This window comes from Candidatus Ruthia endofausta, from assembly GCF_013342985.1.
Lineage (GTDB): Bacteria > Pseudomonadota > Gammaproteobacteria > PS1 > Pseudothioglobaceae > Ruthia > Ruthia endofausta.
The window spans coordinates 202865-224342 of the sequence record NZ_CP054490.1 but is presented as its reverse complement, the minus strand read 5'-3'; the positions used below and the strand labels follow the sequence as shown (position 1 = coordinate 224342).

25 protein-coding genes and 3 tRNA genes are annotated in these 21478 nt (G+C 36.0%); 7 read left to right on the top strand and 21 right to left on the bottom strand.

What is annotated here, in order from left to right; genetic code table 11:
- The 14 genes from gatA to HUE58_RS01160 all read right to left on the bottom strand — a co-directional run bounded on the left by gatA (position 1) and on the right by HUE58_RS01160 (position 13984).
- A complete protein-coding gene (gatA, locus tag HUE58_RS01220; RefSeq protein WP_174605272.1) occupies positions 1 to 1443 on the bottom strand; it encodes an Asp-tRNA(Asn)/Glu-tRNA(Gln) amidotransferase subunit GatA in 1443 nt (480 codons plus the stop codon).
- A 1-nt stretch (position 1444) separates the two neighbouring features.
- Positions 1445 to 1732 carry an Asp-tRNA(Asn)/Glu-tRNA(Gln) amidotransferase subunit GatC gene (gene gatC, locus HUE58_RS01215; protein WP_174605271.1) on the bottom strand — a complete coding sequence of 96 codons (288 nt, stop codon included), beginning with the start codon at positions 1730 to 1732 and terminating at the stop codon, positions 1445 to 1447.
- A 2-nt stretch (positions 1733 to 1734) separates the two neighbouring features.
- Entirely contained in the window at positions 1735 to 2331 is a 597-nt protein-coding gene (locus HUE58_RS01210; RefSeq protein WP_174605270.1) for a hypothetical protein, read from the bottom strand.
- Between the two features lie 6 nt (positions 2332 to 2337).
- Positions 2338 to 3417, bottom strand: coding sequence for a 3-dehydroquinate synthase (gene aroB / locus HUE58_RS01205; protein WP_174605269.1), 1080 nt, complete (start codon positions 3415 to 3417; stop codon positions 2338 to 2340).
- Positions 3418 to 6186 carry an isoleucine--tRNA ligase gene (gene ileS, locus HUE58_RS01200; protein WP_174605268.1) on the bottom strand — a complete coding sequence of 923 codons (2769 nt, stop codon included), beginning with the start codon at positions 6184 to 6186 and terminating at the stop codon, positions 3418 to 3420.
- 275 nt (positions 6187 to 6461) lie between these two features.
- Positions 6462 to 7190 carry a pseudouridine synthase gene (locus HUE58_RS01195; protein ID WP_174605267.1) on the bottom strand — a complete coding sequence of 243 codons (729 nt, stop codon included), beginning with the start codon at positions 7188 to 7190 and terminating at the stop codon, positions 6462 to 6464.
- A 116-nt stretch (positions 7191 to 7306) separates the two neighbouring features.
- Complete coding sequence (locus HUE58_RS01190) at positions 7307 to 7510, bottom strand: hypothetical protein (RefSeq protein ID WP_174605266.1); 204 nt, start codon at positions 7508 to 7510, stop codon at positions 7307 to 7309.
- 213 nt (positions 7511 to 7723) lie between these two features.
- Entirely contained in the window at positions 7724 to 8923 is a 1200-nt protein-coding gene (locus tag HUE58_RS01185) for a tryptophan--tRNA ligase (RefSeq protein WP_174605265.1), read from the bottom strand.
- A gap of 59 nt (positions 8924 to 8982) precedes the next feature.
- The gene (locus HUE58_RS01180) at positions 8983 to 9660 is read right to left on the bottom strand and encodes a type III pantothenate kinase (RefSeq protein ID WP_246260825.1); all 678 of its coding nucleotides are present in this window, start codon (positions 9658 to 9660) and stop codon (positions 8983 to 8985) included.
- Positions 9647 to 11023 carry a sodium:proton antiporter NhaD gene (gene nhaD / locus HUE58_RS01175; protein ID WP_174605264.1) on the bottom strand — a complete coding sequence of 459 codons (1377 nt, stop codon included), beginning with the start codon at positions 11021 to 11023 and terminating at the stop codon, positions 9647 to 9649. The genes HUE58_RS01180 and nhaD overlap by 14 nt, the downstream gene beginning before the upstream one ends.
- Entirely contained in the window at positions 11016 to 11678 is a 663-nt protein-coding gene (gene ygfZ, locus HUE58_RS01170) for a CAF17-like 4Fe-4S cluster assembly/insertion protein YgfZ (RefSeq protein WP_174605263.1), read from the bottom strand. The genes nhaD and ygfZ overlap by 8 nt, the downstream gene beginning before the upstream one ends.
- Positions 11679 to 11843: 165 nt before the next feature.
- Positions 11844 to 12884 (bottom strand): hypothetical protein, encoded by a 1041-nt coding sequence (locus HUE58_RS01165; protein ID WP_174605262.1) that lies wholly within the window; start codon positions 12882 to 12884, stop codon positions 11844 to 11846.
- Between the two features lie 295 nt (positions 12885 to 13179).
- On the bottom strand, positions 13180 to 13302 hold the full coding sequence (locus tag HUE58_RS07065) for a hypothetical protein (RefSeq protein WP_277998009.1): 123 nt from the start codon (positions 13300 to 13302) through the stop codon (positions 13180 to 13182).
- 94 nt (positions 13303 to 13396) lie between these two features.
- Positions 13397 to 13984, bottom strand: coding sequence for a urate hydroxylase PuuD (locus HUE58_RS01160; protein WP_174605261.1), 588 nt, complete (start codon positions 13982 to 13984; stop codon positions 13397 to 13399).
- A gap of 465 nt (positions 13985 to 14449) precedes the next feature.
- On the opposite strand from HUE58_RS01160, the gene HUE58_RS01155 reads away from it, so the two are divergent.
- Positions 14450 to 14860 carry a S24 family peptidase gene (locus tag HUE58_RS01155; protein WP_174605260.1) on the top strand — a complete coding sequence of 137 codons (411 nt, stop codon included), beginning with the start codon at positions 14450 to 14452 and terminating at the stop codon, positions 14858 to 14860.
- A gap of 453 nt (positions 14861 to 15313) precedes the next feature.
- On the opposite strand, the gene rluD is transcribed toward HUE58_RS01155, so the two are convergent.
- The 4 genes from rluD to HUE58_RS01135 all read right to left on the bottom strand — a co-directional run bounded on the left by rluD (position 15314) and on the right by HUE58_RS01135 (position 16602).
- Positions 15314 to 16258 (bottom strand): 23S rRNA pseudouridine(1911/1915/1917) synthase RluD, encoded by a 945-nt coding sequence (gene rluD, locus HUE58_RS01150; protein ID WP_174606205.1) that lies wholly within the window; start codon positions 16256 to 16258, stop codon positions 15314 to 15316.
- Between the two features lie 30 nt (positions 16259 to 16288).
- Positions 16289 to 16366, bottom strand: a tRNA-Glu gene (locus HUE58_RS01145).
- Between the two features lie 65 nt (positions 16367 to 16431).
- Positions 16432 to 16506, bottom strand: a tRNA-Glu gene (locus HUE58_RS01140).
- Positions 16507 to 16526: 20 nt separating this feature from the next.
- Positions 16527 to 16602: transfer RNA gene (locus HUE58_RS01135), tRNA-Ala, on the bottom strand.
- Between the two features lie 95 nt (positions 16603 to 16697).
- On the opposite strand from HUE58_RS01135, the gene HUE58_RS01130 reads away from it, so the two are divergent.
- From HUE58_RS01130 to HUE58_RS01110, 5 genes are read left to right on the top strand one after another with little or no spacing between them, the layout of a single operon-like run.
- The gene (locus HUE58_RS01130) at positions 16698 to 17420 is read left to right on the top strand and encodes an MBL fold metallo-hydrolase (RefSeq protein ID WP_174605259.1); all 723 of its coding nucleotides are present in this window, start codon (positions 16698 to 16700) and stop codon (positions 17418 to 17420) included.
- Between the two features lie 36 nt (positions 17421 to 17456).
- The gene (gene nadD, locus HUE58_RS01125; RefSeq protein WP_246260824.1) at positions 17457 to 18056 is read left to right on the top strand and encodes a nicotinate-nucleotide adenylyltransferase; all 600 of its coding nucleotides are present in this window, start codon (positions 17457 to 17459) and stop codon (positions 18054 to 18056) included.
- On the top strand, positions 18053 to 18385 hold the full coding sequence (gene rsfS / locus HUE58_RS01120; RefSeq protein ID WP_174605257.1) for a ribosome silencing factor: 333 nt from the start codon (positions 18053 to 18055) through the stop codon (positions 18383 to 18385). Before nadD ends, rsfS begins: the two co-directional genes overlap by 4 nt.
- 58 nt (positions 18386 to 18443) lie before the next feature.
- Entirely contained in the window at positions 18444 to 18548 is a 105-nt protein-coding gene (locus HUE58_RS01115) for a 23S rRNA (pseudouridine(1915)-N(3))-methyltransferase RlmH (protein WP_174605256.1), read from the top strand.
- Positions 18549 to 18570: 22 nt separating this feature from the next.
- Positions 18571 to 19227 (top strand): glutathione S-transferase family protein, encoded by a 657-nt coding sequence (locus HUE58_RS01110; RefSeq protein WP_174605255.1) that lies wholly within the window; start codon positions 18571 to 18573, stop codon positions 19225 to 19227.
- Positions 19228 to 19247: 20 nt separating this feature from the next.
- Here the strand turns inward: HUE58_RS01110 and arsC are convergent, their stop codons facing one another.
- Entirely contained in the window at positions 19248 to 19595 is a 348-nt protein-coding gene (gene arsC, locus HUE58_RS01105; RefSeq protein ID WP_174605254.1) for an arsenate reductase (glutaredoxin), read from the bottom strand.
- Between the two features lie 12 nt (positions 19596 to 19607).
- On the opposite strand from arsC, the gene HUE58_RS01100 reads away from it, so the two are divergent.
- Positions 19608 to 20183, top strand: coding sequence for a TlpA family protein disulfide reductase (locus tag HUE58_RS01100; RefSeq protein ID WP_174605253.1), 576 nt, complete (start codon positions 19608 to 19610; stop codon positions 20181 to 20183).
- Here HUE58_RS01100 and HUE58_RS01095 read toward each other — a convergent pair.
- Positions 20175 to 21122: a KamA family radical SAM protein gene (locus HUE58_RS01095; RefSeq protein ID WP_174605252.1), complete on the bottom strand. Its 948-nt coding sequence runs from the start codon at positions 21120 to 21122 to the stop codon at positions 20175 to 20177. The genes HUE58_RS01100 and HUE58_RS01095 overlap by 9 nt on opposite strands.
- Before the next feature lie 59 nt (positions 21123 to 21181).
- Positions 21182 to 21367, bottom strand: coding sequence for an Alvin_2107 family globule sulfur oxidation protein (locus HUE58_RS01090; protein ID WP_174605251.1), 186 nt, complete (start codon positions 21365 to 21367; stop codon positions 21182 to 21184).
- Positions 21368 to 21478 lie beyond the last annotated feature (111 nt).

Below are 21478 nucleotides of genomic sequence, written 5' to 3'. Positions count from 1 at the left end.
CTAGCATTCCTGTGGCGTTTTTAAATGCCAGTCAGTTTTCAATTGGAATTGGTGCGCGATATTAAGAAGCTTAGATTCTGACCAGTAGTTTCCAATGAGTTGCAACCCTACTGGTAAATTTTGTGCAAAACCTGCTGGAATACTCATACCTGGTAAGCCTGCTAAGTTAGCACTGAGTGTATAAATATCTGCTAAATACATAGAAACAGGGTCTTTGACTGAGCCTAAATCAAATGCAGTTGTGGGGGAAACTGGCCCCATAATCACATCAACTTGCTCAAATACTTTTTTAAAATCATCACTAATCAAATGACGTACTTTTTGCGCCTTAAGATAATAAGCGTCATAATAACCTACTGATAAAGCGTAAACACCAATCATAATACGACGCTTAACTTCTTCACCAAAGCCTTCTGAACGCGAACGAAAATATAAATCCTCTAAGTTTTTTGCATCTTTAGTACGATATCCATATCTAACACCATCTAGGCGTGATAAATTTGATGAACATTCACAAGGTGCAACAATATAATAAGCAGGAATAGCATAGGCTGAATTAGGCAACGACACTTCTTTAATAATCGCGCCCATGGCTTCAAACTCTTTAACAGCAACCATAATATTACTAGCCACTTCATCATCCAAGCCAGATGAAAAAAATTCCTTTGGCAGTCCAATGGTTAAGCCTTTAATTGAATCATTAAGATTGTTCGTATAATCTGGCACTTTTTGTTCAGCACTGGTTGAATCTTTTTCGTCAAATCCAGCCATAACATTTAATACAATGGCTGCATCTTGCGCTGTTCTGGTCATCGGTCCTGCTTGATCAAGACTTGATGCATAAGCAATCATACCATATCTTGAGATTCGACCATAAGTAGGTTTAAGGCCTGTAATGCCACATAAACTTGCAGGTTGACGAATAGAGCCACCTGTATCCGTACCTGTGGCAAAACAGCTTAATCCCCCTGCAACACTCGCCGCCGAACCGCCTGATGAACCACCTGGTATTTTTAAGCGGTTCCACGGATTTTTGACCGCGCCATAAAACGAATTTTCATTGCTAGAACCCATGGCAAACTCATCCATATTAGTTTTACCCAACATCACTAAATCTGCTTGATTAAGCTTCTGACTTACCGTTGCATCATAAGGCGATACAAAAGTATCTAACATTTTAGAGCCTGCTGAGGTTTTAACACCCTTGGTACAAAAAACGTCTTTATGAGCGTATGGAATGCCCGTCAATATGCTTGCATTGCCTAAAGCAATTTTATCATCTGCCAGTTGAGCTTGCGCTAATGCTAATTTATCAGTTACTGTAATAAAAGCATTTAGGTCTGATTGATTAATGCGATTTAAATAATGTTGCATTAATTCAACACAAGAAAAAATTTTATCTTTAAGGCCTTGTGACAGTTCAACAATGGTTTTTGTGTGCATATTATTCAATAACGGTAGGCACTAGATAATAGCCATTACTAGTTTTTGGCGCAATTGATTGAAACAATGCTGATCGGTCTTTTTCAGTAACAACATCTTCTCTAAGACGTTGAGACATGTTCAGTGGATGCGACATTGGTTCAATACCGTCAGTCTCAATATTAGCCAATTGCTCGAGCAAACTAAAAATAGCATTTAAATCTTGTGTGTTGTCTTTAAGTTGCGCTTCATTTAGTGACAAACGCGCGAGGTAAGCAATTTGACTTACTTGCTTTTCAGATAATGACATAACTACAACATTGGAATGCTATTAAAAATCCTAAGTGGCTTAGAAAATGAAGAGCGCAAAATGTTTAAATCACGTTGCATCCACTGCATAGACTCTTGCATGCTTGCCATGTTTTTATTCATCTCTTCCATATTAATGAGCATTGGCTCTAAAGAATCCATTTTCAGGCTCACTTGCGTTAAATCTGCTGAAATAGCATCTAAATTATCAAGCTTGCTGGCAATAATGTTCATATTTTTATTGACTCGCTGAAAGTCTTTTTGCATATAAGCCACAGAGATAGTCATTTGCCCAACATTATTTGATAGGCTATTAATGCTTTTAACCATAGATGACATGTTGCCACCCATATCTGGGTCCATTGAATTGGCCAAACGTGTCATATCTGAGGTAATTGAATAAATAACAACAAAAAATCCCATAATAATAGCACTAAATACTGCAAGTGCTGGTAGAAAAAACTTTTCAAACTTAGTATCAGTACGTCGATCTGCGTGTTTTTCAACACTTTCAAGCATTTTTTCCAAATCAGAAATACTAGAAGTAATCATCACTTCATCATCTTCAACCTTAGGGCTTTTTTTATTTTTATCCGTCATATTATCTTACTGGCAAAATTCATTAATTACTTGGTTTAAAAGTTGATTTTTATAATCATCGCAAACAAAAGCATGACCTAATTCTTTTAATAAAACCAGACGTATATTGCCATTAATCACTTTCTTATCAACTAACATTGCTTTCATAAAATCAGTAACACTGATTTTACCGATAATAGAGATGGGCAAATTGGCTTTTTCTAATAAATCTTGAACTTGGACAACTTGATTGCTAGACAAATATCCTTCAAGTTGAGATAGCTTTATTGCCATTAACATGCCTACTGAAATTGCCTCACCATGCAAGAAAGTACCATAACCAAGCGTATTTTCAATCGCATGGCCAAAAGTGTGCCCAAAGTTCAATAAAGCGCGCTTGCCCACTTCCAACTCATCTTGAGCAACGATATTGGTCTTATATTGACAAGAATGATAAATTATTTCAGCTATTAAAGACTTATCTCTATCCGTTAAATCTTGAATATTTTCTTGCAAAAAATTAAAGAAGTTTAAATGACCTAATAAACCATATTTAATCACCTCAGCCATACCTGCTGAGTATTGCTGATTATCCAAAGTATCAAGCGTATCTATATCAATCAGTACGCATTTTGGCTGATGAAAAGCCCCAATCATGTTCTTACCAAGTGCGTGATTAACACCCGTTTTCCCGCCCACACTAGAATCAACTTGGGAGAGTAACGTGGTGGGAATTTGAATAAAATTAACCGCGCGCTGATAGCTAGCCGCTGCAAACCCTGTCATGTCACCCACCACACCACCACCAAGGGCAATTAATGTACAACTACGATCAAATTTATTTTCAAGCAGTGCGCTGAAAATACAATTAAGTGTACCAAGTGTCTTATATTTTTCACCATCTGGCAGAATTACTTGTGCAAGTTCAAATGATGAAAGCAAATTTTTCACCTTCTTAAGATACAAAGGTGCCACTGCGGTATTAGTAACAATCATAACTTGCTTACCACTAATATGTTTTGTTAATAATTCACCTTCTGACAATAAATCTTGCCCAATATATATGGGGTAAGATTTTTCTTGCAAATCAAGGTTAAGTGTCTTCATTTAAGAAAATTTTCTTACTTCGCCATCACCATCTACATTCTCAACACAACGACCACAAAGCTCTGGGTGTTTGGCATTATTACCCACATCTTCTCTATGATGCCAACAACGTACACACTTTTCATGTTTTGATTTACTCACTTTAATAAATACACCCTCCATCGCCTTAATGCAATCATTATTTTTCTCATTAAGCGCATGAATCCTAACATAAGAAGTAATGAAAACAAATCTTAGTTCATCATCTAATTGAGTAAGTGCACTAAAAATATCAAGTTCACAATAAATATCAACCTCTGCCTCAAGCGAAGAGCCAATTATCTTTTCACTACGCATACTTTCCATTTGTTTGTGGATAAATGGACTAATTTCACGTGTGATATCAATGGCTTTATTTTCATACTTGAGTATTAAATCTTCATACCAAGATGCTAAAAAAATACTAGTATTTTTTTCACTCGGCATATTTTGCCAAATTTCTTCAGCTGTGAATGATAAAACTGGGGCTAACCAGCGTACCATTGCCTCAGTAATATGATACAACGCACTTTGCGCGCTTCTTCTGGCTAAAGAGTTTGTCTGCGTGGTATATTGCCTGTCTTTAATAACATCAAGATAAAAACCACCAAGGTCATTGCTGCAAAAATTTAAAACCAATTGAACCACATAATGAAAATTATATTGTTCATACGCTTTGATAATTTGAGCTTGTAAATGAGCAGTTTTAGCAACAATCCATTTGTCTAAATCTAGCATCTGTTTATTGTCAAGCAAATGCTCAACAGAATCAAAACCTTGCATATTCGCCAACATAAAACGCATAGTATTACGAATACGGCGATACGAATCAGCGGAGCGTCTTAAAATCTCATCACTAACCGTCATTTCGCCTGTGTAATCTGTACTGGCAATCCACAAACGTAGAACATCAGCACCTAAGTTATTGACTACTTTTTGGGGGCTCATCACATTACCAAGCGATTTAGACATTTTCTTGCCATCTTTATTAACAACAAAACCATGAGTTAATACGTTTTTGTAAGGCGCTTTATCATTAATAGCGACCGAGGAAATAAGTGATGACTGAAACCAGCCTCGGTGTTGGTCTGAGCCTTCTAAGTATAAATCAGCCACATCAGACAGTTCTTTTCTTGCCTTTAGCACGGCAAAATGACTCACACCTGAGTCAAACCAGACATCAAGTGTATCCATGGTTTTGTCATAATCACTCGCATCATCGCCAATAAAATCTTGGGCATTAGATTCAAACCAAGCTTCAATGCCACTTTTCTCAATCTTATTTGAAATTTCTTTGAACAGTTCTTGAGTTCTTGGGTGTAATTCACCCGTTTGCTTGTGCACAAACAAAGTAATTGGCACACCCCAAAACCTCTGACGAGAAATACACCAATCAGGACGGTTGCCCACCATTAGTTCAATACGTTTTTTACCCCAATCTGGCGTCCACTGTATTTTTGAAATTTCCCCATTAACTGTATCTCTAAGACCATTTAGCTGCATAGAGACAAACCACTGAAGGGTCGCTCTAAAAATAACAGGCGTTTTATGTCGCCAACAGTGTGGGTAAGAATGCATTAGTGGCTCATGCTTAACCAATGTATTAGCCTGCTTAAGAATTTCAATCACACTGGCATTGGCTTTAAAAATAAACTGACCGCCTAGAAGTTCAGTCTCTTTAAAAAATACACCTTTACTATCTACTGGACACTCAACAGGTAGATTGTATTTTAACCCCACAATAAAATCTTCTTGACCATGTGCAGGTGCAATATGTACTGCACCTGTACCAGTATTAGTTGTTACATGCTCGCCTAGAATAATTGGCACTTGCTTATCGTAAAACGGATGTTTTGCTTTTAATCCTTCTAGTTCACTACCAGAAAAAGTCTGTTTGCTAATAGTAGCCTCAAAAGCATAACGGCTAATTAAATTCTCTGCCAAAGCTTGAGCAAATAACAAATATTCACTACCAATATCAACCAACACATAATCTACTTCTGAATGGAGTGCTACAGCTTCATTAGCAGGCAATGTCCAAGGTGTTGTTGTCCAAATAACAACTGAAACTGGCATATTTACATTAAAAATTGAATCATCAATAATTCTAAATTTAATATCAATCGCCTCTGATTGTTTATCTTTATACTCAACTTCTGCCTCTGCTAAAGCAGAACCACACTCAGTACACCAATACACAGGCTTATAGCCTTTAGACACATGACCATTTTCAACAATCCGGCCTAGGGCGCGAACAATATCAGCCTCATATTGAAAGTCTTTGGTTAAATATGGATTGTCCCAATCGCCCAGAATACCCAAACGTTGAAAATCTTGTTTTTGCTTGGTTACTTGTTGGTCGGCATATTTTCTACATTCTGCCCTAAACGTATTAGCATCAATTTTAATGCCTACTTTGCCATGTTTTTTTTCAACATTAAGCTCAATTGGCAAGCCGTGACAATCCCAACCTGGGACATACGGCGCATCAAAACCTGACAAAGATTTTGATTTAACAATCATATCTTTTAAAACCTTATTAACCGCGTGACCAATATGAATATCGCCATTTGCATAAGGAGGACCGTCGTGTAAAACAAATTTTGGTTTGCCTTTGTTTTGATTACGAATTTGTTTATAAAGTCCATCATCTTGCCATTTTTTTAAAAATCCGCCTTCACGATTGGCAAGATTTGCCTTCATGGCGAATTGGGTGGCTGGAAGGTTTAGACTGGATTTATAATTAGACATTAATACTTAAAAAAAAATAAAGATTAAAAGTGCAATTATACGTGATAGCACTGGATTTTTAAAACGATAATCCATCGCTAAAAAAATTCAAGTACACGAACAAAACAACACTAAACACGGTGAAAATCATAGCGCCAAAAAACACCGTCTGTATTTAATTCATTCATTAAACATTTTATCTCTGCCTTAACCAAGTTTAAGTTAAGATATTCTATCAATAAAATTGATAGCAGTAATTAACTTACACATCAAGTTTTTTACAAGAAATAAAGTTGTTATCGTTCTACAGCATCAAGCAATAACTTCACTTGCCCAGGTTTTAAATAATCATATTGATTGGCTTTAAGATTATCAGGCAGACGAATCTCACCAAAACGAATACGGATAAGACGTGATACCTTAAACCCTAATACTTCCCATAAACGCCTCACCTCACGCTTCCTCCCCTCTTTAAGTACGACTTTATACCAACGATTAGCGCCCTGACCGCCACCAAATGTTATTTGGTTAAACTTAGCAAAACCGTCATCAAGCTCAACACCTTGAGTCATTTTTTTTAAATCCTTACTCTCAATCTGACCCAATACCCTAACCGCATATTCTCTATCAATTTGCGAGCTAGGATGCATGAGCTTGTTAGCTAAATCGCCATTATTCGTAAAAAGCAATAGACCAGAAGTGTTCAAATCAAGGCGCCCCACCATAACCCAGCGCGACTCTTTAGGCAATAAACTATAAACACTTTTTCGCCCTTTATCATCTGAATTAGAACAAATAACGCCTGCTTGCTTGTTCAAAATAATAACTTTCGTTTCTTGCTCAAGATAGCGACTTAAATCAATTTTTCGCCCATCAATCTTAACACAATCCGTTATTCCAACCTTATCACCAATACTGGCGGTTCTGTTATTAACCTCAATACGCCCCTGCTCAATTAAGCGCTCTGCCCAACGGCGAGAACCATAGCCTGCGCTAGCAATAAGTTTTTGTAATCTTTCAGTCATTTAAGATATCGATAAATTTTTCAAACTCTATATACAAAATTCGGGTTTTTATTTTACTCTCTAAGACACGTAATAAAAGGTTCAGATTGTTTATAAATAGCAATAATCATTGATTTTTAAGATTTTTTAATCATCTCAATATCAGCAGCAACACCAGCACTGATATTTTCATAAAAATTAAGCAAATTCCTAATTGCGATAGCCTCTTCTTGCAAATGAGTTGAATTTGCATAAATTACAACATCATCATCTTCACTATTATAGATGTGTCTTAAAATTCTCATACCAGGCTTTAAAGAATCATCTTCCAAGTCTTCCATTAATAAAGAAATGGTTTTGTCTTTTTTGATGGTTTCTCTTTGTTAATTGAAACCTACGCAACGAAAATAGCCATTTATAGTGACTATTTGTATGATTTGAAAAAATATTTGATTACTCAAGTCCGTTTGAACCCTTCTTGTAAAATAATCATTATTTCCTCCTTTCTAAGTGTACTATCAATAGGCAGATAATTATAGCATAATGATTAGGTATTAATAATTAATACCCATTGCTTCTCGAACCTCCATCATGGTCTCTTTCGCGACACTTCTAGCTTTTTCAGAACCCTCAAAAATAATTTGCTTAATAAGCCCTGAGTCTATCTGGTATTTAGCAATGCGCTCTTGTATAGGTGCTAACTCCTCTTCAATGGCATTAATAATAGGCTGTTTACATTCTACACAACCCATTTTCGCCTTAGTACAGCCTTCCACCACCCAATCACAAGTTGATTTATTTGAATACACTTCGTGTAGTTGCCATACTGGGCATTTTTTTGGATTGCCTACATCGGTCAGCTTGATTCTAGCAGGGTCAGTTGGCATGCGCTTAATTTTAGCTTGTGTTTGTTCGGCACTATCTCTCAAGGAAATCGTATTACCATAAGATTTACTCATTTTATGACCATCCAGCCCTGGCATTTTTGAAGCTTTTGTTAATAATGGTTCAGGTTCAGGCAAAATGATCCTACCCACACCTTCAATATAACCTAAAAGCCGTTTTTTGTCACCCAGAGTAATATTTTGTTGTTGCTGTAGTAGAGCTTGCGCCTTTATTAAAGTCTCATCAACGCCTGTTTCTTGGTAGGCTTTACGCAATGAGCGGTACGATTTAGCTTGTTTTTTACCCATTTTACTAATGGCAATTTCAGCCTTTTCTTCAAAATCAATTTCACGACCATAAAGATAATTAAAACGCCTAGCTACTTCACGTGTCAGCTCAATGTGCGCCACTTGATCTTCACCTACTGGTACAAGCCCTGCTTTATAAATTAATATGTCTGCACTTTGCAATAAAGGGTAACCCAAAAATCCATAAGTTGTTAAATCTTTAGTGTTTAATTTAAACTGTTGATCCTTATATGAAGGAACACGCTCCAGCCAACTTAAAGGCGTTGACATGGAAAGCAACAAGTGTAGTTCTGCATGCTCAGGCACTTTAGATTGTACAAAAATTGTTGAAATATTTGGATTAATACCTACAGCCAACCAATCAACCACCATTTCTATGACGTTAGTATTTAAATCTATCTTATCTGAATAATGCGTAGTAAATGCGTGCCAATCAGCCACAAAAAAGTAAGAATCATATTCATTTTGTAACGCTAGCCAATTTTTCAAAACGCCATGATAATGGCCCAAATGAAGCTGGCCTGTAGGTCGCATGCCTGATAAAATTCGTCTGTCTTGCATTATCGTCTTGACTTAAAATTAAATGAGTAAATTATACCAAAGCTGAATGCAACGCTTTATTATGTTTGCGCGTAGCTATACAAGCCCTCTAGCACTAAATTTTGATGAAGTTTAACCTGATGATGAAGTTTTAATGCAATTATCTTAGCATCACCACCTGTCAGTAAAACAATTAAATCACTATAATTATTCAAATATTGCTCAATTTGTGTATTAATAGCACCTATCATCATCTGACTTGTACCAACTAGCCAACCTTCTTGGGTGTTATTTGTAGTCAAACCTAAAGATAGTTGTTGAGCACCGCTAGAAAATTGAGCAAAACTATGTCTTAATGCACTCAAACCAGGCATAATAAGCCCTCCTTGATGTTTACCATTAGCTAATACTAAGTCAAAAGTCAGCGCAGTACCTGCATCAATAATTAGCAAATTTTGTTTGGAATAACGTTCAATACTAGCCAGCATTGCCAACCAACGGTCAGGGCCCAATGTAGACAGAATTTGATAGCCACATTCTAAAGATTTAAACATACGCTCAATCTTAACAAAATGCACATTATTAAGCCCATCTAATATACGACAATCACCCACACAACTAACAAAAATTTTATCTGCTTTTGGTAATTTAGTTATATTGAATTCTTTAATAAGTGCTGAATTAGTTTCATCATTCAAGCGCCATTTGATAGCAGTATTACCAATATCAACTAATAAGCATAGCTCAGACTGGCACATCAAATAAAGCGTCGTTCATTAATAGATGCGCACCAATACTTGCAGCATAACCAAGTGCAATCACGCCCGTCCACCTAAGATGTGAGCCAAATGTATAAAGCCCTTTTGATTGGCCCATTAGTGCTACACCTGCAGCAGAACCCACTGAAAATAAACTACCGCCCACCCCTATTGTGAGTGTTACTAATAACCATTGACCTAATGACATATCAGGGTTCATGCTTAATACTGCAAACATCACTGGAATATTATCGACAATGGCAGACAACACACCCACCAAAATATTAGCATAAGTTGCCCCTAAAGATAAATACATAATCTCAGAAGTAAGTGCCAAATAACCCATAAAGCTTAATCCCCCAACACTTAAAATCACCCCAAAGAAAAATAACAAAGTATCCCACTCTGCATTTGCTACTTTTTTAAACACATCAAACCCATCTTGCTGCAATTTACGCTCAGATTTTCTGATAAAGTAAGCAACAATCATAAGATAACTCAAACCCGTCATCATGCCCATTGCTGGTGGTAAATGTAGAAAATTATGAAAACTAACTGCAGTAATAATGGTAATAATAAAGAGAACAAGAATAGTAATACCACCCAATTTAATATCAACTTTACTTTGGCTGCCCGTGGTGGCTACCTCGTTTTTAATAGAAAAATGCATGATAGCGGCTGGCACGATAAAATTAATTAATGATGGTACTAGCAAACTAAAAAATTGCGAGAACTCAACAATGCCCTTTTGCCATACCATAAGCGTGGTAATATCACCAAATGGACTAAACGCACCACCTGCATTGGCAGCCACAACAATATTAATAAAAGCAATGGATACAAAACGTGGATTACTTGCACCTACTGCTAACACGACTGCACCCATAATAAGTGCTGTGGTTAAATTATCAGCAATTGGCGAGATAAAGAAGGCTAAAAATCCTGTCAGCCAAAAAAGTTGTCTAAAAGTTAAGCCTTTATTAACCAGCCAAACTTTAAGCGCTCCAAATATTTGTCTTTCACGCATGGCCTCAATATAAGTCATTGCCACTAATAAGAATAAAAACAACTCTGAATATTCTAATATATTGTGTCTAAGCGCTACTTCAGCAGAATGTGGTAAACCTTGACTGGCGTAGACCCAGCCAATTAACCCCCAAATAACCCCTGCCACCAAGATAACAGGCTTGGATTTTCTAAAATGAGTAAATTCTTCCACCATTACCAGAATATAAGCCAACACAAACAACACAAGTGCTATATAACCTACCCAATGACTGGTTAGGTCTAAGGTTGTAAGCGGCTCACTAGTTGCAAAAACACTCACGGGTAAAAGTGTTAATAACTTTAATAATTTAATCATTTTTAATCCTTGTTAATTTAGCATCGTTGCATGTAATTTCGCTATCTTGATACTTGACTTCAATCGTTGCTAAATACCTTAATTTATCAGCTGATTTTACACAACGCACCACAATGCCCGATGCTTTTGTTGATTTTGAGCCAAGTGCAATCAATTTGTCACCCACGTTAAGCACTTGTCCACATTCAAATAACCGCATAAAACGCTTAGGCTTACCTAAGTAATGCAAACGTGCAACCACTTCTTGCCCAGGATAACAGCCCTTTGAAAAACTAACTCCAACTTCATCAATATCTAAATTTAGCTCTTGTGGTACAAATTTTTCACTAGTTATTAAATATACTTCAGGATGTTTCATCACATCAATTGGTGGATTAGTATTTAAAGTGGCTTGTTTTATTTCAACATTTGCCATTAATATAAACATATTAAGACGCTTTAGTACTTTGTTTTGCAAATTGTCAGGAAAATTCAAATAAAAATTACCTTTAACTTTGGTAACCCAAAATAAAGCAATTACCTTACCCTGATGCTGGCAATAAGCATTTAACTGCCACTCATTCTCTCCAATAGAAGCAATATTGTTACTCAACTGTCCTTGCAGAAAACTCTGTGCATCTGCCCCATTTATTTTTAAAGTTACTCTATCTTTCATGGTTTTTTATTTTTTAAATTTAAAACTTAACTGTCTGAATTTTATCAGGCAGTTAAGTTTTAAATTTAAAAAATAAAAAACCCTTAGTCTTATTTTAAGACTAAGGGTTTTTAAATTTAACTTAAATTTCTATAAATTTAAGTTAAATTTTTTGCAACTTTAAGCTTAAAACTTAACATCAAGTCTAAGACCTGTGTTAGTGGCATTAAAGCTCTCAACATCAAAACCAGAAAGCTTAGCAATGTTAACTGTTAAAGTAGCGCCACTTAAAGGACGACTAACAATTAACTCTGTACTTGCTACTTTATCACTAGCACCGTAAGTGTCTTTAGTAAATATAGCCTTAACTGTATTACCTGCTAACTTAGTACTAACTGCGACACCTAAGATTTTAGTAAAGTCACCAACATTAGCAACAGCTGTTGCTGTACCACCACGAGCAGCTGTACCAATTAACATAGAACCTAATGGTGCTAACTTGTTATTAGCAGAACTAATATATATAGCGTCGTTTTTGATTTGTGCTACATCCCATTTAAAGTTATTTACTTTACCACCAACATGAATTAAAGTTATGTCGTTATTAATATCTGTTTTGTCGTTCCATTGTTCAACTTCAACTGAAATATCGTTAAATGTACCTTTAAGAGTTAAATCTGTAAAGTCTTTAGGGTTGTGTACTAAACCGACTGTAATTGGACCAATTTTACCAGAAACACTCATATTTGTATTGTCACGAGTATTGCTATTAGAGCCGTCAGCAGTAAATATGCCAAACTTCCAACCGCCAACTTCAGTTGATGCAGAAAATGCATTTGCCTTGCTTCTACCTAAAGAACGTGCACCTAAACCAATTGTATCCCAGTAGTCACCAGCTTTAATGCTAATAGGACCTGCTTTAGTTGTAATATACAGACTATCCATGTGAAGACCTTTATTGTTATCTATCTCTGTAGGTGATTCATCTACACGAGTTTGGCTACCACTACGAATAACTGCAGTAACTTTAGTATCACCAGTATCACCAGCAGAGCCAACTACTTTTAAACGAACGCGCTGGTTGTCGTTATTCTCATTTCCATCAGGAACTAATCCAACTCTTTGTGAAGCAAAAGATATATAAGCATCACCTGTAATTGAAATGTCTGCTATAGCAGCTACTGACATTGTTGCTGCAACAGCAGCAATTAATAATTGTTTTTTCATTTTTTGTCTCCAAAAATTTAAAAGTTATGCCAAAAGAAATTTCCAATCTTTTAGCTTCGGTTACTCTGTATTACTACAAAGATGTGATAAATTATACGCATTTGTTTTTAACAGTCAAGTTTTTTTGTAAAAAAGATACAAAAATTGTAAAAATACTACAAAAATATGAATTCTATTTGTCTTAAAGTGCTTTAAATCTTTCTGTAACTAGACTTAAATTCGCTTTGTTAAAGATACAAACATTAAGTTAAAACTAAGGAAGTCTTACCTCCTTAGTTTTAATCTAGGTTGCAATTTACCAAGAATCATGTTTTAGGGTCAATCTTCTGTCTTGATTAGAAATTGTTTCTGCTACATTTTTTGCTTTTTGCTCTCTGCACCTTGCTAAAATAAGTGCTTCGGTTATCATTGTACTCATCTATCATTCTCCTTTAAATCTTTTTCATTATAGGATTATAACAAAAAACCGAGGCTTGCCTCGGTTTTTTGTTTTGTAAGTTCTAAGATTTATTTTAGTGCCATGCAAGCATGGTTAATAACATTGGAATGGATAAAATAACATTAATACTTGATGCCAATGCTGCATTTTTTTTTGCTATTGTAATTTCTTCTGCAGTTGCCTCTTTCATACCTAAAATCTTTTTCTGATTTGGCCAAATGATAAACCAAACATTAAATGCCATTATGGTACCCATCCATGCGCCGATACCGATAACTTGATAATCTTGTGCAAGGGTAAATGCGCCAATAATACCGTTCATGCCGCGAGATTGTAGTGCTAATAACATCAAACCTAAAATCCAAGTAGTTACTGCTGCCATGCGAAACCACAATAAAGCACGAGGCGCAATATATTTGCTAATGGCTGCTGGACCAGGGCCATCAGTGTCGGCCAGCGCTTGACTCACACCTGGCACTTGAACAAAGTTAAAGTAATAAAGCAAACCAATCCAAACAATGCCTGCCAATACATGTAGCCACACACTAAAAGCATAATGCTGATTGATAATGACATCCATACCTACCAAATAAACCACAATCGCAGTAGTAATAAAACCAAGCGCTATTTTACACTGAACCAAATTGATACGATTAAACATATTTCTCTCCGTAGTTATTAAAGTTGATTATTATAATAAGGTATTTTTCTTGATGTATGTTATTTTTAACCTTTTTATATGCCTGAACTTCCAGAAATTGAAATCACTAAGCACGGGCTTACACCTTTAATTATCAGTCAAAAAGTGAATTGAATAATATTACATCGAGAAAATTTTCGTTGGGCTATACCTAAATATTTAATAACAACATTGGCTAATAAAAAAAATTAACACAATTGAGCGTCGTGGGATCTATGCTTGTGAGAATTTGTTTATGGTAAGTATTAATCCGCAACGTAAAACAGGTGACACAACCTTGCAAGATTTTCTCAAGTTGATGGCAATCCTGAGCATTTCACCCAGAATTTATCTGTGTATGTTTGTGAAAATAAAACATGCCATCTTTGCAAGGGTAAAATGATTAGAATTATACAAGATCAACCGATTCACATTCTATTGTAAAAAATGTCAGACTTAGATACGCCACAAGAACTATTTCAAACAAATTGCTCAACCAACTCTGAGCCATTTGCACTGCAAAATTTAGGTAACTACATGACGCCAGAATTTAGTGAAAATTGCATTGTCATTATTGATCCTGGCATGCAAATCCATAATCGTGCTTACGCTATTGTACGTTTTGATGATGAGCTATATTTTCGCCAGTATATTGAGCGTGGTTCAAATAAATTTTTAGTCTGTTTAAATACCCAACATGATGATATTGAACTCAAAGGAGAGTTTGAAGTCGTGGGTTGTGTGGTGCAGCAAAAACAGCGCAAACAAAAACCACGGCATTATTACCACCTTAATCCATTTACTAAGGAAATGGATTTTTACGCAAGTGGCAAACTCAAAGATAACAAAGAACAATAACCATGGAAAAGAAAATACACTCTTTTTCCTGTCCAACGGTGCATTAATTTCCGCCACTGATTATCTTAACCTCTAAATCATTAAGAATAAGCTGTACTCAATTTTTTATCCTTGGTAATAAATTGTTCAAATACCTCATTGCTGCACCAAAATGTATTAGTATTAATAAATCGTACTCGTTAAACCGGGGTGATAAACGACCCGATCACGCCGTTTAAAATCCCTTGCCAACCCCGCATCATAAGCAATACCGAGTCATCACCACGTAAACCACACCTTTTTACTTTTTCACAAGTAATAACAGTAGACTGGTAAGCAAATATTAGACGGCATCAGGAATGTCGCCTGTGTGCGTTGAAAGATTCAGATTATCATAATGACCAACACTCGCGCGTCATCTTCTAGATATCGCGGGGTTGAGAAAACAACTTAACACCGCTTGGAAAGTTTGGCTTAGTTTGCATCAAATTTGGCTAATACTTGCAATAAATTTTGCATGTCTTGCGGCAATGGTGCTTTCCATGACATTAATTCACCAGATATTGGGTGTGAGAGGGTGAGTTTTTTGGCATGAAGGGTCTGACGATTGAATTTTTTAAGTACGTTTTTTAATTGCTCGTCTGCTTTTTTGGGAAAGCGAATTTTACCACCATACATCGGATCAGCAATCAGCGGATGTCCAATAAATGATAGGTGTACTCGAATTTGATGAGTGCGCCCTGTTTCTAAAATTGCCTTAACGTGGGTGTGGTATGCAAAACGTTCAATAACGCGATAATGAGTAAATGCATCTTTGCCACCCTCAACGACTGCTTGTCTAATTCTATCTTTAGGGTCACGACCTATTGGCTCATCAACCGTGCCGCCAGAAATCATATGACCATAGACAATGGCTGAATATTCTCGTGAGATGCTATGGGTTTGTAATTGCTCGGTTAAATACTTTTGTGCATATTCACTGCGTGCAACAACCATCAATCCTGAGGTATTTTTATCCAAGCGATGAACAATGCCAGCTCGGTCAAGATTGGCTAAAGATGAATCGTAATGTAATAATGCATTAGCTAGTGTTCCTGCCCAATTGCTTGCACCAGGGTGTGTTACTAAGCCTACTGGCTTATTAACAATGATAATCGCTTCATCTTCATACACCACGTCAATGGCAATATCTTCTGCCAACCACGCGTTGGTTTTTTCAATTTTTATTGATAAGGCAACCATCTCACCACCTAAGACTTTCTCCTTAGGTTTAAAAGTTTTATGATGAATTAGGGCATTGCCAGATCTTATCCACTGGGTGATTTTAGTACGTGAATAGTTAGGCAACATTTGCGCCATTGCAGCATCAATACGCTGACCAATGAGTCGATTTGGGATAATAATACTTAACAAACTCATAACAATATTAGCACTCATGTGAACATGAAATGGCGTCGCGTAAGAGATTTGAACTCCTGTTACTAGGATGAAATCCTAGGGTCCTCAGCCAGACTAGACGAACGCGACAAAGGTATTTTAATTGAGAACTTGTAGGTAAATAAATTAAATATTTTGCAAACAGGCAAAATAAATGGCATCGCCTAGGAGAATCGAACTCCTCTTACCAGGATGAAAACCTGGGGTCCTAACCGATAGACGAAGGCGACATAACGTTTTCTTTTGCTTGTGGTGGAGCTAAGCGGAATCGAACCGCTGACCCCGACACTGCCAGTGTCGTGCTCTCCCAGCTGAGCTATAGCCCCCAAAACACCACCATATTACTGACTTGTCAGCAGACAAATTTAGATTATAATCTCTAAGTTGAATTAGTCAAGACATAATTGGTAAAATGAATGACATGGACATAGGAACTTTTAAAGAAAAAACTTACACACTGGAAATACTCTACCACATCGGCGCTTTAGAAGACTCCATTCACTTTGTCTTTGACCATAGCACAAAAACCTGCGCCATTGTTGATCCAGCATGGGACGCACCCTTGTTTATTCAACGGATACATGATAAAGGTTACACACTCACTGATATTTGGTTAACTCATTGGCACTTTGACCATACCAATGCCGTTGATGAAATTGTAGAAGCGACAGGCGCTAAAATAACAGTGGGTGTTAATGAAGTACCCTATTTGCAAATTGACAGCCTACCTGAAACAGTTGAAAACAACGACACTGTTTTTATCGGCAATACACCAGCTAAAATTATCAACACACCAGGACACAGCGCTGGTGGTATTTGTTATTTGTTAGATGGGCATATTATTACTGGTGATACTTTGTTTGTTTATGGGGCGGGGCATTGTTCATTGTCTGGTGGTAATATTAACGAATTGTTTCATTCCATGCAAAAACTCAAACGTATTGATGATGATGTAATGCTACATTGTGGGCATGACTACGGCGCAAAAGTTAACACAACAATGGGTGAACAAAAACAAGGGAATGCTTTTTTATTGCTTGATAACGAGGCCGATTTTGTTAATTATGTTAATGGTATGCAACAAGGAAAAATCCCTTATCCCGAAGATGCGCTAACCCAAGCAGAAATTAAGGCTATGTTATGAGTATTGCAAAAAAGCCTAAGTTTTGAATTGTTTACAATGATTGGCTTTTTTGGTGGCTCGTTTGATCCTGTTCATTATGGGCATTTGAAAAACGCCGCTCAACTTAAAATTGAGCTTGGATTATCAAAATTATTTTTAATGCCTTGCGCTGAACCTGTACATAAAGAGCAACTCAATTTTAGTGTCAATCAACGTATGGATATGTTGCACTTAGCCGTTAAAGAATTTAACATGCTTTCAATAGATGCTAGAGAAATTGAAAAAAATAGAGACTCCTACACCATTGACTCACTCAAACACATTCAATCAGAACATCAAAATGATTCTATTTGTTTAATCATGGGGATGGATAGTTTTAACACACTGAACAGTTGGAAAGAATATCAAACTTTTTATCAATATTGCCACATAGTGGTCATTGCTAGATCTGGTGCTTTAATACATCAAGAAAAATATGGTTTTAAATTAACCAGTGTGGTTAATGATTTAACAAAACAAAAGACTGGGTTTGTCTTTTTTGCAAATAATCAAATGCTTGATATTTCTTCAAGCACTATTCACGGTAAAATACACAACTATAAAAACTTATCTAGACTATTGCCAGAATCTATTATTGATTATATTAATACCTCATGAATTTAGAACAACAATTAAAGACCGTTACTGATACCATTGAAGAATTAAAAGGTGAAGATATCGTCACCTTAAAAATTTTAGAACAAAGTGCTGATATTGAGGCCATTGTTATTGTCACAGGCCGATCCGTTCAACATGTGCGTAGTATCGCCAATAATCTTAAAATTGAGGCCAAGCGCCTTAATATGAAAATGTTGGGCATTGAAGGCACTGAGACTGGGCATTGGGTGTTGATAGACTTGGCAGAAGTTGTGGTTCATATTATGACGGAAAAAACCAGAGAATTTTATAAATTAGAAAAACTTTGGTCAGGATTGGAAAACACTTAATATATACAAATAAGCCTGATTGTAATTAGTCAAAAATACTGCCCATCAATTATGGGGTTTGTCAAATTTAACATTACCACACGCATTTGCAAGGTTACTAGCGGTGAAGCAAATTTATCGCGCCCATTCATTACTTACTAATCACCCTTATCACAGAGGATAATACAACAATCAATCGAGGAATTATGAAACTAGAACTGATCAGCTTTAAACTTTGTCCATTTGCACAACGCGCCATTATTTTGCTAAATAAACAAAAACTTGATTTTGAATTAAACCACATCAATCCAATGAATCCACCTGATTGGTTTAAGCAAATTTCCCCAACTGGACAAGTGCCTTTATTAAAAGCAGATGAGAGAATTATCTTTGAATCTTCCGTGATTACTGAATTTATTAATGATATTAGCAAAACCAATCTACACCCTAGCAACCTTATTCAAAAAGCTGAGAATCGTTCATGGATTCAATTTTCATCAACCCTATTTGACGATCTATTTGGTGTAGTAACGGGCGATGAGGAAAAATTCCGTATATCAAAAAGATCTTTGTTTGACAAACTGGCCAAAATTGAAGTTGTTAAAAATAATGCCAAGTTTTTTAATGGTGATAGTTTTTCAATCATCGATGCCGCCTTTGCACCAATATTTATACGCCTAAGTTGGATTAATGAATTTACCAAAAATATTTTATCACTTGATGATTTTAAACATCTAAGTGCATGGAGTAAAGAGCTGTTGCAAGTAGATGTGGTTAAAAGTTCAGTGGTTGAAGGACTGGATGATGCTTATTACTCTAACATTGAAGCACGTGAAGGTCATCTATCAACCCTACTTTATTGACTAAAGCTTTCCAAATGAATTTAGAGAATGGACAAAACATTTTCAGGTGGACGACCGATAACAACGCCTTTGTTTGTTCTTACAATGGGTCGTTCAATTAATTTTGGGGTTTTGACCATGGCACTAACTAATTGATTTTCAGTTAAAGCTTTATGATCTAAACCTTGTTCTTTGTATTCAGGTTCACCTTTGCGCATGAGTGATCTAGCCTCAAGGTTCAAATCGGTTAATAATTGTTTGAGTTCGCTACTGGTGAGTGGATTTTCTAAATATTTAATTATTTCAAAATCAACATTTTTTTGTTCTAAAATAGCTAACGTTGTTCTTGATTTCGAACATCTTGGATTGTGATAAATGATTGTACTCATGACTAAATAAATATGGCAAAAAATTCCATTATACCCACAAGGCGCACATCTCAATTAGGCAATAAAATTGTCAAATTTGGTTTTATATGCTCGCTATTTTTTGCTTTAAATATTGTTCAGGCAATCAGCGTTGATGACATTGTCAAATCTGCTAATGATGTGTGGCAAGAGGAGAGAAGAATCAAAGTGCCTGATTTTTCTCTAACCGACCTTAATGGCAATATACATACCAATAAATCCACTCAAGGTAAATACTTAGTGGTTAATTTTTGGGCAACTTGGTGTCCACCTTGCTTAAAAGAAATTCCAGCTTTTGTTGAATTCTATGAAAAAAATAAAGACAAGGTTCTTATTCTAGGGCTTGATTATGAGCAAACTGATAAAGCAGCCATTATTGAATTTACTGATACATTTATGGTGAATTACCCCATCATCCTTTTTGATGATAAAAACGGCGATCAATTTACAAAATTTGGTGAAGTACTTGGCATGCCAAGTACTTATATTTATAGAGCAAACGGCAATTTGGTTGATTACCACATGGGTGAAATGGACATGATGGCTTTAGAAAAAGCTATCTCAAAGTAGCCAATCTTTAGAATGGTTGCCATTATCACGCACCAGCCTAGGCACCAAATATCCGCTTAAGTTGTTTTTTAATTGCTGATGTAGTTGAATGGCATAATCATCTTTAACTAAAAAATCTTGCGCGCCCTGCACTTTATCCAACATGTGTAAATAATAGGGGAATATGCCCAAATCAAATAACTTCAAACAAAGCTCTGTCAGTTCTTCTATTGAATCATTCACACCTTTTAATAATACTGATTGATTGAGCAAAGTAATACCGCTCAGCTTGGTAATCTTTTGTGCAAATTGAGCGGACAACTCTTGTGCGTGGTTTGTGTGTAATACCATGACAACATTTAATCTTGACTGGTTAAGTATATCCGATAATTTGTTAGTTATTCTATTAGGTGTCACAACAGCACTACGCGTGTGAATGCGTAGTGTTTTTATGTGTGCAATATTTGCAATATTATCAATCAATACGCTAAGTTTATCGCCACTCAAACTCAGCGGGTCACCGCCACTTAATATCACTTCATTAATTTTTATATTATTAATAATATAATTTTGTACTTCATTCCAATTGCTAATAGCATCGTGCTCAGTATAGTTAAAGTTTTGCCTAAAACAATATTGGCAATGAATGGCACAAACTTGTGAAGCAATTAATAATACTCTATTTGGATATTTATGAATAAGTCCAGCCACAGGGGAATACTTTTCATCTTCTAGTGGTGATAAACTAAAATTTGCGCTTTTTGATAAAACTTTAGCACTGATAACTTGCTTTAGCAAGGGGTCATTTTTGTTGTTTTTATCAATCAGTTGTGCAAATTCTAAGGGAATTTTAATGGGAAAAGTTTGGTCTTTGAATGCCTTTGTTTTGAAAAAATCGTTACTTTGGTTGGCGCCTTTAAGCGCATATCTTGCATGATATTGCCAATTATTCTCCATCATGGTTAACGCATAAAAAAACCCGATAACGGGGTTTTTCTTATAAGATTCTTTTAAACGGTCTAGCAGAAGTTTGTAAAGTTGGTGTCTGTGCGCTCTTTACCATCTTCATAACCTGATTCCCACTCGTCAGTAATTCTTTGCTCTTCAATTTCAGGATTATTTAAGAAACCTGCAACCCAGCCTTGAATATAGTTATCGTTTACGCTCATTTCTTCCATTTTTTTAACGCCTTCATAATAAGTCATTACTGATACTCCTTAATAGTGTTTATAATTTTGTTTACTTATATCAACTCATCTTTCCAATTAATATAAGAGAAAGGTAATATTATAACCATTTAATCCCATAAGACAAGA